Here is a 12,768-nt window from a genome sequence, read left to right as displayed (position 1 = left end):
CGATCAGCGGTCCGGCATGGGTTCGGTAGGCTGAGGAACCACGAGCGGGCCTCTCTTGTCGAGATAGCGGGCGAGCCGCCAGTCGCGAAAACTCCAGGCTCGCCAGTTTTTCTGCTCGGCGCGCCAGTGGATTTCATCCTGTCGGCGCAGGTCGGGGAAGTCGTGCAAGAGCGGATGGCCGGAAGCGGCCGTGCTGCCCAGCTGCGCGAGGAAGCGGTCGAGCGCCGGGAAAGCGCCGGGGCCGAGATCGCGAAGATACCAGCCGTCGAGAGGAACGCCCTGTCCGGTCATTTCGAGGGAATGGTCGACATTGTAGTTGGCGATCAGCGCGGCGAAGTTGATGTATGAGCAGGCATAAAGCGTCGCCGATAACGTCAGAAGATTGGCGGAGAGCAGCCATTCGCTGGATTTTGTCAGCGCGATGCGGGCGATGATGAGCGCCAGCCCCGCCGTCACCAGCCCCATCCAGATGAAGGCGGCGATGCGCAGGTAGGTGAGCGCATAGACGCCGACATAAAGGTCGAGCCTCAGCATCGACGAGATCACCAGCACGATGTTCTGCGCCACCCAGAGATAGACCAGCCGGCGAATGAGCGGATCGCTCGACGTTTCGCTGCCGGGCCGCAGCGCCGCCAGCACGAAGCCGGCGGCGAGCAGCGCGGTGACGATCAGCGGATAGGCGCCGCGATGCGCATAGGCGGCGTAGGTCAGCCCGTCCGGGAGTGCTGCGCCGCCCCAGAGATAGGTGGCGTCGAGCGCGGTCTGCACGGCGAACAGCGCATTGAAGACGACCAGCGCGCGCAGGATCGCCGCCTTGCCGAAGATGATCTCCTCGGCCGTGGTGCTTTTCGATCGAGCTACTGGCGCCGCAGGCATGGCCTGCCTGATGCGCGATACGAAGCGCGGCAGGCGCGGCCTCAAGAAGGCCCAGACGCCGGCCAGCGCGAGCAGCCAGAAGATCAGCCGCTCGACCTCGATGCGTTCGAGCAGCGCGTAGAGATCGATCAGCGACAGCCAGTGTTCGATGATCGGATTGGCGGCGCCGAACAGAGCGAGAAAGACGGCCCCGAAGGTCAACGACATGGCCCAGACCGCGATTGCCGCGAGCCGGATGCGCCGCCGCCCGAGCCGGCGCGCGACCTTGCGCCAGCGCAAGAAGTCGCGAGCGAACCGGAAGGGTGCCGCAAGCAGGAACAGGCAAAGCTGGCCTGCGATGCGGGCAAGCCCCATGCGCAGCCGGCCGGCCAGCGACAGCGCGAACACCGCCAGTGCCGCGATCGCGACCAGGACCGACAGCGGGCTGACATTTTCGACGAGCGGCAGCAGCGCTGCGAAAAGGGCGAGAGGCCTGAGCCAGACGCGACCGTCGCTCAGGGCGGCGGGATGCATGGCGACGACCGCGCCGGATAGCACCATGCCGAACAGGAAGACGGTGATGCCGGCCGGCTGGCCGTAAAAAGGGAAATCCGCCAGCGCCACCAGCAGGATGCCGGCGCCGACGCGGCGGCAATAGCTCGGTGTAAGCGATATCGCTGTCATGCCCGGCTCCCGCTCAGCCTGGCCGTTCGGACAGCATGCCGGGCTTTCGGGATAAAGGTCAGCACGATTGCCGTGGGGCGCGGCCTCTGCGGCTCGACGAGCCACCAGCCGTCGTTGCGGAGGCGTGGGGGCAGGGACCAGCGGGATTCGTAATGTGTTCGCATGTCCACCTGTTTCGCCAATGGGCGCGAAACACTCGGGGCGGATTGGAGGAGGTTTTCCGCAATGATTTGCAGTTTTCGTGCAGGACAATCTCCCCTCGAGACAGGATAATCGCATATGGCGCTCCCCCTCTCCGTCTCGGCTTCGCCGAGCCACCTCTCCCCCGCCTCGGGCGGGGCGAGGAACCCAGGCTTGCGAAGGCCGCGCCCTTGACGTTTGGCGCTTCCTCGCCCCCATGAAATGGGGGAGAGGTGGCTCGGCGCGCAGCGCCGAGACGGAGCGGGGGCTGGCGCTGCCATATGCGATTGTACTGCCCCCAGGTTATCCGCACTTGCCTCACCAAAACTCACCCGGCATAGATCGGCCATGACCGTCGACACCTACCGCCCGCGCCGCTCGGTGCTCTACATTCCCGCTTCGAACGACAAGGCGCTCGCCAAGATCGCCTCGCTTGCCTGCGACGCCGTTATCCTCGACCTCGAGGATGGCGTCGCCCCCGCCGACAAGGTTTCCGCACGCGAGAAACTGACGGGCATCCTGGCAGCGCGCCCAGAGCGGCGCTGCGAGATAGTGGTGCGCATCAATCCGCTCGCCAGCGAATGGGGTATCGACGACCTGTTGGCCGTCGCCAAGGCCGAGCCCGACGGCATTCTCCTCCCCAAGATCGGTACGCCGCGCGACATTCTCGAGGCCGGCGACCTGCTTGACGACAATTTCGCGCCGGATACGGTTAAGCTATGGGCGATGATCGAGACGCCCAAGGCCCTGCTCAACATCGGCGCCATCGCCGAGCTTGGCCGCGATCCGGCTTCGCGCCTTGCTTGTTTCGTTGCCGGAACGAACGATTTGGTGAAAGCGACGGGCATCTCGACCGACCGGCGCTACCTCATGCCATGGCTGCTGCAGCTGGTGCTTGCCGCCCGCGCCGGCGGCCTCGACGTGATCGACGGAGTCGCCAATGATTTCCGCGACGTCGACGGCGTTGCCCGTGAATGCGCCGAGGCGGCCGCCATGGGATTCGACGGCAAGTCGCTGATCCACCCTGCGCAGATCGAGCCAGCGAACCGCGCCTTTACGCCGTCGCCCGAGGCGCTGGCCAGGGCGCGCGCGATCCAGGACGCATTCTCGCAACCCGAAAATGCCGGCAAGAGCGTCATCGCGCTCGACGGCCGCATGGTCGAGCGGCTGCATCTGGCGGAAGCCGAGAAACTGCTGGCGAAGGCCGCAATCATCGGCGCATGATGCGCGGATATTTCACCACAGGGTCGAAAAATGAAACTTTACCGCTTTCTGTCGGGTCCGGACGATTCCACTTTCTGCCACAAGGTGACCGCGGCCCTGAACAAGGGCTGGCACCTGTTCGGCTCGCCGACCTATGCCTATGACAAGACGACCAAGTCGATGCGCTGCGGCCAGGCCGTGGTGAGGGATATCGAGGGCCAGGACTACGGACCCGACACCAAGCTCAGCGATTGGTAGGAAAGAACTGGCGCGGACCGCCGGCCGTTCCGGCCCAATCCGCGCTGGCCCTCAAACGCTTCGATATCGCCACGCCAGACAAGGGGCGGCGCTTATCGCCTCCGAGCTCAGCTCGCCAGCCGGCTTGCCATCTCGTGCTGCGCGTAGGCGCGGCCGAAGCGGTTGGCGAGGAAAGCGTCGAGCGCGATGTCTTCCTGCTTGATGAAGCCCTTGGCCGGCAGGCTGCCGTCGGCCAGCATGTCGAGCACGGCGCAGATGCCGGAGGCGGTGGTGATCTGGATGGCGCTGCGCACCAGATTGCCGATCCGCTTGGAATAGATCTTGTTGGCGTAGGTCTCCTGCAGCAGGCGGCCGTTCTTGCGGCCCGAAACGGTGACGAAGACGATGACGACGTCCTGCAGCGTCGCCGGCAGCGCACTCTCGAAAATGTCCTTCAGCGCGTCGCGGCGGTGGCGGAGCCCAAGGTCGTTGAGCAGCGCCTTCATGATCGCGGCGTGGCCGGGATAGCGGATGGTGCGATAGTTCAGCGTGCGCACCTTGCCTTTCAGCGTCTCGGCCAAAGTGCCGAGCCCGCCCGACGTGTTGAAGGCCTCATAGGTGACGCCGTCGAGCGAGAATTCCTCGCGCTCCTCCAGCGGCGGCACCTCGATCAGCTCGCCCTCGACGATCGCCTCGCAGGGCTCGCAATATTCGTTGATGACGCCGTCGGTACTCCAAGTCAGGTTGTAGTTCAGCGCGTTGGACGGATATTGCGGCAGCGCGCCGACACGCATGCGCACGCTCTCCAGCGTGTCGAAACGGCTGGCGAGATCGTTGGCGACGATCGAGATGAAGCCCGGCGCCAGGCCGCATTGCGGGATGAAGGCGCTCCTGGCCTCGCGGGCCAGCTCCTTCACCCGGCGGGTCGAGACGACATCCTCGGTGAGGTCGAGATAGTGGACGCCGGTGGCGGCGGCCGCCTCGGCGATGCGCGTGGTGAGGTGGAAAGGGGCAGCGCTCAGCACCGCGAACTTGCCGGCCAGGGCTGCTTCCAGCGCGCCCGGCGCTACGATGTCCAGCTCCTGCGTCTCGACGCCGGCCGGCAATTCGGCCGCGGCGAGTTGGGCTGCCGAGCGGTCGACGAGCGTGACGCGATAGTCGCCCGTGGCGCTAAGCATTTCGGCGATGGTCGAGCCGATCTTGCCGGCGCCGACGACGACGATGTTCTTCATGGTCAATACCCCTGCCAATTCGAGTTGACTGAAATCATCGCAGCTTGCCTGTCGAAAGGAAGTGTGGAATCTGGCAAAGTGAAGCCTAAGTTCAGGCAATATGCCGAAGGGATTCGTCACAATGCTCAGCAACGCCGAACAAGCGCTGCTTTCCTTGCTGCGCGCCAACGCGCGCGCCTCGACAGCCGAGCTCGCCAGAAAGCTCGGCGTGTCGCGCACCACGGTGCAAAGCCGGATCGAACGGCTGGAGCAGCGCGGCATCATTACCGGATACGGTGTCAGGCTTTCACCGGACTATGAGCAGGGCTTGGTCAAGGCGCATGTGCTGCTCACCGTTACGCCCAAGCTCGCCGACAAGGTGGTGCGCGCCCTGCAGGCCTTGCCGCCGGTCAGGACGCTGCATTCGGTGAGCGGCAATTTCGACATGATCGTCATCGTCGACGCGCCGTCGATCAGGGATCTCGACGCGCTGCTCGACCAGATCGGCGCGATGGACGGGGTGGAGCGGACCTCGTCGTCGATTATTCTGTCGACGAGGATCGATCGGTGAAACTGGCGAGATGCCGGCGGGGACAGCACCCCCCTCTGTCCTGCCGGACATCTCCCCCTCAAGGGGGGAGATTGGATGTCACGCGGGATTTCGCCAATCGCCAACGTTGTAGGAAGGGCGAGGCGCCGAAGCTGCCAATCTCCCCCCTTGAGGGGGAGATGCCCGGCAGGGCAGAGGGGGGCGCGAAGGAACGCAGCGTTTCCTTTTTCACGCCCTAAGCAGCCTACGCCCTCCTTCTCTCCGGCCCATCGTCCAGCCACGCCAAATCCTCAGCCGTCAGCGCGATATCCAGCGCCTTGAGACTATCCTCCAGCTCGTCCAAGGTGCGCGGGCCGATCAGCGGCACCGAGGGGAAGGGCTGAGCCAGCACATAGGCCAGCGCGACGTGGATCGGGCTCTTGCCCAGCCGGTTGGCGAGCTCGATCGCCCGGTCGCGGCGGCCGAAATTCTTCTCCGAATACCAGACCCGCACCAGCTCCTCATTGTCTTGCCGGTCGCGTCCGGCGCGGTCGGTGAAGAAGCCGCGGCCCTGGCTCGACCAGGCGAAATTCGGCATCTGCCGCGCCGCCAGCCAAGCCTTCCAGGCGTCGGTGGAGGAGGTTATGCAGCCGGCCCAGATCGGCTCCAGCATCTCGGCCAGCGAGAAATTGTTCGACAGCGCGCCGGGCTTCTGCTTGCCGGCGCGTTCGGCATAGGCGATCGCCTCGTCCATGCGCTCCATCGTCCAGTTGGAGCCGCCGAACAGGCCGCGGATGCGGCCGGCCTTCACCTCCCGGTCCATGGCGTCGACGAATTCGCCCACCGGCACGTCCGGATTGTCGCGATGCATGAAATAGATGTCGACATGGTCGGTCTGCAGCCGGTCGAGCGATTGGGCGAGCTGCTTGCCGATCACATCGGGATAGCAGAGCGGCGAATGCGCGCCCTTGGCGATGATGACCGACTGCTCGCGCACGCCGCGATTCGTGAGCCACTGGCCGAGCAGCGCTTCGGTGTAGCCGGCGCCATAGACAAAGCCGGTGTCGAACAGATTGCCACCGGCCTCGAAGAAGGCGTCGAGCAGGATCGAGCCCGAGGAGAAGGTTCGGAAATCCTCGAAGCCGAGCGCCAGCCGCGAGGCCTGGCGCGGCAGGCCCGGAATGGCGCGCTTGCCGATGGCGGTGCCGCCGGTGCTGAGCGGCCGGCCGGAGATCGTGTTGACGCGCCTGGCCGGCTTCTCGATCTCGTATTCCAGCCCGATCGCCGCGCGCCATCTGTCGAGAACACGCAAATTATGGAGGCTGTCGGCCCAGCCCATGCCTGGCCAGGCGAATTCCTGGCGGCCGGCCAGGATCGCCTCGCCGGCGGCGTCGACCTCGAAGGAATAGAGATGGCGCGTCTCGTTGAGGCTGATCGTCTCGCGCGTGCCGCCGGACCGGATCACGTCGATCCGGCCCGGTCCGACATCGCGGTTGCCACCGGCGAACCAGAAGTCGGGCACCTCGATATGACCCTTGGTGCCGAAAATGCGCAGCACGTTGTCCTGGTTGAGCGAGATGCTGCAGGAAACCTCGGCGACGATGCCGCCGGGGAAATGGAGCAAAGCGGAAGCCCATTCGTCGACGCCGGACTGGCCGAGATGAGCCGCGCCCGCCACCTTGTCCGGCTCAAGGAAAGGCTGTTCCGCTGCTGCGCCGGCGATTAGCCGCGCCATCGACACGGGATAGCCGCCGACGTCGAGGATGCCGCCGCCGGCGAGATCGTTGGCGTAGAGCCGATGCTCCGGCATGAAGCCCGGCATGGCGAAGCCGAAGCTCGACTTGATCATACGCACGTCACCAATGGCGCCGGAGCGGATCAGCTCGACCAACTGCAGGGTCTGCGGGTGCAGCCGGTACATGAGAGCTTCGCCGAGAAAAGTGCCGGCCTTGCGCGCCGCATGCATCATGGCGTCGGCCTCGAAGGCGGTCAGCGCCAGCGGCTTCTCGCACAGCACATGCTTGCCGGCCTCGGCCGCTTTGATCGCCCATTCGGCATGGCCGGGATGCGGTATCGAAATATAGACGGCGTCGACGCCGTCATCGGCAAGCAGGGCGTCGTAGCCGCCGAGAATGCGCGCGCCCGGAAAGGTTTCGGCAAGGCCCGGCTTGCCGGGGTTGCGGGCGCCGAGCGCGACCAGCTCACCGGTGCGCGACTGCGCCACGCCGCCGGCAAAGGATTTTGCGATGCTGCCGGGTCCGAGAATGCCCCAGCGAATTTTTTGCTTAGATGTCATGTCGAATTCTCCATGCGATCGCCGCCACGCCTGGCATGCCGGCAAAGAAAACTGGGATCAGCGGATCCTCGCCCCTGTCTTGTCGAAGAGCAGTGACCGTTTGGCCTTGATCGAGACCGTGAAATGATCGCCGCTGGCGCGCTGTCGGGCAGCTTCGCGCTCGATGATCAGCTCCTCGGGCCCGGCATCGGCGTAGACATAGCTGACGGAGCCGAGATGCTCGGCGACGTCGGCCTTGACTGGAATATCGCAGTCGCCCTCGCCGGCTTCGAAGAAATGCTCTGGCCTCACTCCCAGCACGACCTCGTCGCCTGTCGCGGCGAATGGCTCGCAAAGCGGCTTGCGCAGCCGGGCGCCGCCATGATTGACGAGCTCGACGATTGCTGCGCTGTTGGACGTCTCGACGACTTTCGCGCTGAGAAAATTCATCTTCGGCGAGCCGATGAAGCCGGCAACAAAACGGTTGGCCGGATCATCATAAAGGTCGAGCGGCGCGCCGATCTGCTCGACATTGCCGGCCTTCAGCACGACGATGCGATCGGCAAGCGTCATCGCTTCGGTCTGGTCGTGCGTCACATAGACCATGGTGACGCCGAGCTCCTTATGGAGGCGCGCGATCTCGACGCGCATCTGGACTCTCAGCTCCGCGTCGAGGTTGCTCAGCGGCTCGTCGAACAAGAACACTTGCGGCTCGCGCACGATGGCGCGGCCGATGGCGACGCGCTGGCGCTGGCCGCCGGACAATTGCTTGGGCCGCCGCTGCATCAATTCGTCGATGCGCAAGATCTCGGCGGCGCCTTTCACGCGCCGTTCGGTGTCAGCCTTCGGGTTGCCGTTCATCCTCAGCCCGAAGGAGAGGTTCTGCTCCACAGTCATGTGCGGGTATAAAGCATAGGATTGGAACACCATGGCGATGCCGCGGTCGGCCGCCTCGACGTCGTTCATCACCTTGCCGCCGATGGCGATCTTGCCGCCGCTGATGTCCTCCAACCCGGCGATCATTCGGAGCAAAGTGGACTTGCCGCAGCCGGACGGGCCGACGAAGACGACGAACTCGCCGTCGGCGATGTCGATGTTGGCGCCATGGACGACTTCCAAGGTGCCGAAGCGCTTGACGACATTGGTGAGGGTGACGGCGGCCATCTCGCTCCTAACCTACTTGACCGCGCCGGCGGCGATGCCGGCGATGAAATGACGCTGCAAGAGCACGAAGACGATGAGCATCGGCACGGTAAGCATGACCGCGCCGGCCATCATGCCGCCCCAGGAGACCTTGGTGAGGCCGATCAGCGTGCCGAGCGCCACCGGCGCCGTCATCGCGCCGGGCTGGCTGTTGATCAGCAGCGGCCAGAGATAATTGTTCCACGAGGCGAGGAAGAGGATGATGGCCAAGGCCGCCAGCATCGGCCGCGCCAGCGGCAGCGCGACGAAGAGGAAGATGCGCCACTCCTTCACGCCTTCGACGCGCGCCGCATCGAACAGCTCGGCCGGCATCATCGAAAAAGCCTGGCGCATGAAGAGCACGCCCAGCGAATTGAACAGCGGCGGGACGATCAGCGCGATCCAGGTGTTGGCGAGCTGGAAGTCGCGCGCCACCATGATGAATTGCGGGATCAGCACCACCGCGTAGGGAAGCGTGATGGTACCAAGGATGATCGCCACCACCATGCCCTTGCCGGCGAACTCGTAGCGCGCCAGCGCCCAGCCGGCCATCGAGGTGAGCAGCACCGACAGGAAGGTATAGGTCACCGCCACCGAGACGGAGATGCCGATGGCGCCGATGAAATTGGTGTCGCGCTGCAGATTGTTGACATTGTCGAGGAAATTGTCGTGCGGCAGCAGCTCGATGCTGGGGCTGAAGATGCCGTAGTCGGGCATGGTGGAGAACACCACCATCATCCACAACGGAAACAGCCAGACCAGCGCCAACGGCGTCAGGACAAGATGCAGCAGGATGCTGCGGCCGAGCCGTCTTTGAGAGCGCGAGGTCATTTCGGCTCCCTCGTCAGCCAGAGCTGCACCAAAGTGATGGCGATCGCCAGCCCGGCCATGGTGTAGGCGATGGCCGAGGCATAACCGAAATTGAGCGAGCGGAAGCCCTGGCGGTAAAGCAGCAGGCCAAGCGTTTCCGTGCCGCCGCCCGGGCCGCCGCGCTCGGTGATGAGGAACGGCTCGGTGAAGAGCTGCATCGTGCCGATGATCGACAGCACGGCGCAAAAGACGATGACCGGCTTCAACAGCGGCAAGGTGATGTGGAAGAACTGCTTGACCTTGCTGACGCGGTCGAGCGTCGCCGCCTCGTAGACGTCCTCCGGGATGGACTGCAGGCCGGCAAGGATGATGATGGCGTTGTAGCCGGCCCAGCGCCAGGTCACCGCGATCATGATCAGCGCCATGGCCGGCGTGACGTTGGAGAACCAGTCGATCTTGGGCAGGCCGACGCTGTTCAAGAGCTTGTTGATAATGCCGAAATCGAGGCTGAACATCAGCCGGAACACCGCCGAATAGGCCACCTCGCCGACCACGACCGGGGCGAAGAAGGCGAAGCGGTAGAGGCCGCGCAGCTTCAGCAGCGGCGAGTTCAGCAACACCGCCATCACGATCGCCAGCGAGATCATCACCGGCACCTGGATGACCAGGATCAGCAGGGTGTTCTTCAGCGCGTTGAAGAAAGCGGGGTCGCCGATCAGGCGGCCCCAGTTGAAGGTCGGCGCGAAGCGCCAGGGCACGGTGCGGGTCGCCTGGAAGGAGATCAGGAACGAGCTGATGATCGGCCAGATCCAGAAGATGGCGAAGATCAGCAGATAGGGCGTGAGGAAGCGATACGCGGTGGCGTTGCGATAGCGCATCGTCTTCCTCCTTTCTTGTTTGTCCTGCGCCTGCGTCGGCGGCACTTAACTAATGTAGCTGCCGGTTTCTGCTGATCGCCGGCGTCAACTGCGGAGATCAGCGCCGCCCCTCATCGCCCTGCCGGGCACTTCTCCCCGTATAGTGACGGGGAGAAGGGGCTGGCCGCAGCCTTGGCGCTCTCTGCAACGCTGGTGATTGGCGAAACCGCCGGCGACAGCGCCCCTCTCCCCGTCACTATACAGGGAGAGGATGCCGGTAGGCAGTTGAGGGGCAGCGCCGACGTTCCGGTAATTTGCCCCAAGCCTGGTACCTTTCCGCCTCCTCACTTGACCGGCAGGCCCGTCGCCGAGGCGATCTGGCTGGCGGCGTCGTCGAGCGCCGCCTTGGCGTCCGGGTAGCCATTGGCCAGATATTTGGTCTGCACGGCGCGCAGGATGATCTCGGCGTCGCTCTGGAATTGCGTGCCGCGGCTCGGCACGACCTTTGGCAAGGTGGCGAGAATGTCTTTCCAAACCGCCTGGTCGCCCCAGTAGGGCTGGCCCTGCGCGACATAGGGATCGTCGAGCGCCGAGATCAGCGAGGGCACCAGGCCGAAATCCTTCAGCATGGTGATCTGGCCTTCATTCGTCTCCAGCGTGTATTTGAGATACGCGTAGGCGGCTTCCTTGTTCTTCGAGGCCGAGGTGATGGCCAGGGAGGAGCCGCCGAGATTGGCGGCGCGCGGCCCGTCGGCGGTCAGGCTCGGCATCAGGTAGACGCCCCACTTGCCGCTTTCCTTCGGCGATTCGGTGCGGATCGTGCCTTCATACCAGCCGCCATAGACCTGGGTGGCGACGGCGCCGGCCGTGTTGTTGGTGATCTTGGTCGACCAGTCGGCCGAGGAGACGATGCCGGCGTCCTTCATCTCCTTGACCTTGGTCATGGCGTCGACGCATTTCGGCTGGTTGACCGTGATCGACTGGCCGTCCTCGGCGAAATAGGCGCAGCCCTGTTCGTTGGAGATCATGCGGAAGAATTCGGTGTCGCCGTTGAAATCGGCGTTGGTCATGGTGACGCCGGGATTGGCGGCCTGGATCTTCTTGCCGGCGGCGATGAAATCGTCCCAGGTCTTGATCGAGGCCGGGTCGACACCGGCCTTCTCGTAGAAGTCGCGGCGGTAGAAGACCGCTACCGGGCCGGAATCCCAGGGCATGGCATAGGCCTTGTCGCCGACCTCGAGCTCGGTGCGCTTGAAGTCGGGGAATTTCTTCTGGTCTTCCGCCGTGTAGCCCAGCGTGTGCAGGTCGACGAAGCAGTCGGGGAACTGGCTCCAGTAGTTCTCGGCCTCGCCGTTCTCGATCGAGACGATGTCGGGCAGGCCGACGCCGCCGGCGGCGCAGCCGGCGATCGACTTGTCATAGGTCGGCTGGTTGCCGAGGTCCTGAACGGTGACCTTGATATCGGGGTATTTCTTGTTGAAGCCTTCGACGGTCGACTTCAGCGACGAAGCGGCGATGTTCCAGCTCCAGATCGTGAGTTCGCCGGATTGAGCGAGGGCCGGGCCGGAGCCCAGGGCAAGCAAAAGCGCGGCGCAGGTCAGTGTGGTGCGCATTAAAATCCTCCCATTTCGTTTGCTCTCTCACCGTGAGCATGGCTAGATTAGGCGGCGCGGAAGGCTTGTCCCCGACAAAGGGAATAAGAAGTTGGCGGAAAGTAAGATGCCCGAGCGTCCGTTCTATCAGCCAGGCGCGAGCGGCGTCGAAGGCCTGCCGCTGGCTTTGCAGATGTTCCACAACCACCCGCTGGTGATGCTGAAGCCGCACTGGCACGCCCAGGTCGAGGTGAATTTCATCGTGCGCGGCAGCGTGCACTACCGCATGGCCGAGCATGAAATCGCGCTTTCGGCCGGCGAGATGTGCCTGTTCTGGGGCGGCCTGCCGCACCAGATGGACGATCTAAGCGACGACGCGATCTATGCCGGCGCGCATCTGCCGCTGGTGCATTTCTTCAGGCTGCATCTGCCGGCCGATGTCCGGCACCGGCTGATGACCGGCGCGACCCTGGTGACGAATGCGACCGACCAGTCCGACAACGACAATTTCAGGCGCTGGAACGAGTATGCGCGCTCGGGCGACGCGGCGAAGGCCGAGCATGCCGTCAACGAGCTTCTGCTTCGGCTCGAGCGGGTGCGCTTCGACCCGTACCGACTGGTGCCGGGAACCGCCTCCGGACACGGGGCTGGCAGCGCCTTCGATCAGCAGTCCTCGCGCAATGTCGGGCGCATGTGCGATTTCATCGCCGAGAATTTTCTCTACGACATCGACTGCGTGAACATAGCGGCGGCGGCCGACATCCATCCGAAATACGCCATGAGCCTGTTCAAGAAATCGACCGGCATGACGCTCAACGAATATGTGAACCTTTTGCGGCTGAGCTATGCGCAGGCGCTTCTGATGCATGAGGGAGCCAATGTGCTGAAGGTCGCGATGGATTCCGGCTTCGGCTCGCTCAGCGCCTTCAACAAATCCTTTCGCAAGCTCGCCGGCATGTCACCCTCCGATTTCCGCAGGGCGGGAGCCGCGCGGTAAAATGACCAACAGTCGTCGCCGGCAGGAGTCTCCCTGCCGACGCGCCCGCTGCGCACGCCCACGCGTCGTCATTCTAGGGCGGAGCGGGAAGCGAAGCGTACCGCGTAGACCCTAGAATGACGACGTTGGGGCGGCTGCAACCTTTCAAAATCCCTG

Annotated in this window: 11 protein-coding genes; 4 read left to right on the top strand and 7 right to left on the bottom strand. The window is 64.4% G+C overall.

Annotated features, from left to right (window positions below; all coding sequences use genetic code 11):
* Window positions 1–3: 3 nt before the first annotated feature.
* Window positions 4–1,539, bottom strand: a complete 1,536-nt coding sequence (locus RFM40_RS24810) for a DUF4153 domain-containing protein (protein WP_320278453.1) — start codon at window positions 1,537–1,539, stop codon at window positions 4–6.
* 528 nt (window positions 1,540–2,067) lie between these two features.
* Between RFM40_RS24810 and RFM40_RS24805 the strand changes: the two genes are divergently transcribed.
* Together RFM40_RS24805 and RFM40_RS24800 are read left to right on the top strand one after the other, a co-directional pair.
* The gene (locus tag RFM40_RS24805) at window positions 2,068–2,943 is read left to right on the top strand and encodes an HpcH/HpaI aldolase/citrate lyase family protein (RefSeq protein WP_320278452.1); all 876 of its coding nucleotides are present in this window, start codon (window positions 2,068–2,070) and stop codon (window positions 2,941–2,943) included.
* Between the two features lie 30 nt (window positions 2,944–2,973).
* Complete coding sequence (locus RFM40_RS24800) at window positions 2,974–3,180, top strand: DUF1737 domain-containing protein (RefSeq protein WP_320223988.1); 207 nt, start codon at window positions 2,974–2,976, stop codon at window positions 3,178–3,180.
* Between the two features lie 107 nt (window positions 3,181–3,287).
* Here RFM40_RS24800 and RFM40_RS24795 read toward each other — a convergent pair whose 3' ends face one another.
* Window positions 3,288–4,391, bottom strand: coding sequence for a saccharopine dehydrogenase family protein (locus RFM40_RS24795; protein WP_320278451.1), 1,104 nt, complete (start codon window positions 4,389–4,391; stop codon window positions 3,288–3,290).
* A 121-nt stretch (window positions 4,392–4,512) separates the two neighbouring features.
* Here RFM40_RS24795 and RFM40_RS24790 point away from each other — a divergent pair, with 121 nt between their 5' ends.
* Window positions 4,513–4,941: an Lrp/AsnC family transcriptional regulator gene (locus tag RFM40_RS24790; RefSeq protein ID WP_320228419.1), complete on the top strand. Its 429-nt coding sequence runs from the start codon at window positions 4,513–4,515 to the stop codon at window positions 4,939–4,941.
* Between the two features lie 223 nt (window positions 4,942–5,164).
* Here the strand turns inward: RFM40_RS24790 and RFM40_RS24785 are convergent, their stop codons facing one another.
* The 5 genes from RFM40_RS24785 to RFM40_RS24765 form a co-directional block, all read right to left on the bottom strand.
* Window positions 5,165–7,195: an aldo/keto reductase gene (locus RFM40_RS24785; RefSeq protein ID WP_320278450.1), complete on the bottom strand. Its 2,031-nt coding sequence runs from the start codon at window positions 7,193–7,195 to the stop codon at window positions 5,165–5,167.
* A 57-nt stretch (window positions 7,196–7,252) separates the two neighbouring features.
* Complete coding sequence (locus RFM40_RS24780) at window positions 7,253–8,338, bottom strand: ABC transporter ATP-binding protein (RefSeq protein ID WP_320278449.1); 1,086 nt, start codon at window positions 8,336–8,338, stop codon at window positions 7,253–7,255.
* 12 nt (window positions 8,339–8,350) lie between these two features.
* The gene (locus RFM40_RS24775) at window positions 8,351–9,187 is read right to left on the bottom strand and encodes a carbohydrate ABC transporter permease (protein WP_320228422.1); all 837 of its coding nucleotides are present in this window, start codon (window positions 9,185–9,187) and stop codon (window positions 8,351–8,353) included.
* Window positions 9,184–10,044: a carbohydrate ABC transporter permease gene (locus tag RFM40_RS24770; protein WP_320228423.1), complete on the bottom strand. Its 861-nt coding sequence runs from the start codon at window positions 10,042–10,044 to the stop codon at window positions 9,184–9,186. The genes RFM40_RS24775 and RFM40_RS24770 overlap by 4 nt, the downstream gene beginning before the upstream one ends.
* 323 nt (window positions 10,045–10,367) lie before the next feature.
* Entirely contained in the window at window positions 10,368–11,636 is a 1,269-nt protein-coding gene (locus RFM40_RS24765) for an ABC transporter substrate-binding protein (RefSeq protein WP_320228424.1), read from the bottom strand.
* Between the two features lie 106 nt (window positions 11,637–11,742).
* Here RFM40_RS24765 and RFM40_RS24760 point away from each other — a divergent pair, with 106 nt between their 5' ends.
* Window positions 11,743–12,612: a helix-turn-helix domain-containing protein gene (locus tag RFM40_RS24760; RefSeq protein ID WP_320228425.1), complete on the top strand. Its 870-nt coding sequence runs from the start codon at window positions 11,743–11,745 to the stop codon at window positions 12,610–12,612.
* Window positions 12,613–12,768: the final 156 nt, after the last annotated feature.

Source organism: Mesorhizobium captivum, from assembly GCF_033977165.1.
GTDB lineage: Bacteria > Pseudomonadota > Alphaproteobacteria > Rhizobiales > Rhizobiaceae > Mesorhizobium > Mesorhizobium captivum.
This window is presented reverse-complemented; position numbering and strand designations above follow the sequence as displayed.